The sequence below is a fragment of the Yersinia sp. 1252 StPb PI genome (assembly GCF_048593885.1).
Classification (GTDB): Bacteria; Pseudomonadota; Gammaproteobacteria; order Enterobacterales; family Enterobacteriaceae; genus Yersinia; species Yersinia enterocolitica_E.
This window is the reverse complement of sequence record NZ_JAZGQE010000476.1, coordinates 1-508: the sequence shown is the minus strand read 5'-3', so window position 1 is coordinate 508 and position 508 is coordinate 1. Positions and strand designations below refer to the sequence as shown.

The window sequence follows — 508 nt, the reverse complement described above, 5'->3', positions numbered from 1 at the left end:
ATATAAAATGAAGGGTTCTGTCGCATTAAGGCCCTATCTGGTAACCTGATTTTTTCGTGATGTTACCTGCCAATGCCAATGCCAATGCCAATGCCAATGCCAATGCCAATGCCAATGCCAGTGATCCGAAACGCATTCAGCGGCCGGCACCACTCCCGTCGATGTTATCGCGAAATGTGTTCGTTGGTATCCCACCTAGGCCGAGCTGCCGCAACCTCGAAGAAATGATGGCTGAGCGTGGTGTTGTCGTTGACCATTCTACACTTTACCGCTGGGTCATCCACCTGGTGCCATTGCGGGACAGGGCATTTCGACGGCATAAGCGTCATGTGGAACGCCGGTGGCGTATAGATGAAACATGCATCAAAATCAGGGGCCAGTGGAAATACCTGCACTGGGCTGTTGATACTGAAAACCAGATCATAGATAACAGTGGTGTCAACATGGCCGCGCTGGCTACGCTAAAAGCGGGCAAACCAGAAGGTGAAAGTATCACCATCAGGCAGAG

General features: G+C 51.2%; 1 pseudogene. It reads left to right on the top strand.

Annotation, left to right across the window (positions count from 1 at the left end):
- Positions 1–114 precede the first annotated feature (114 nt).
- Positions 115–508 (top strand): annotated as a pseudogene (locus V2A85_RS24400) (DDE-type integrase/transposase/recombinase); the annotation flags it as partial.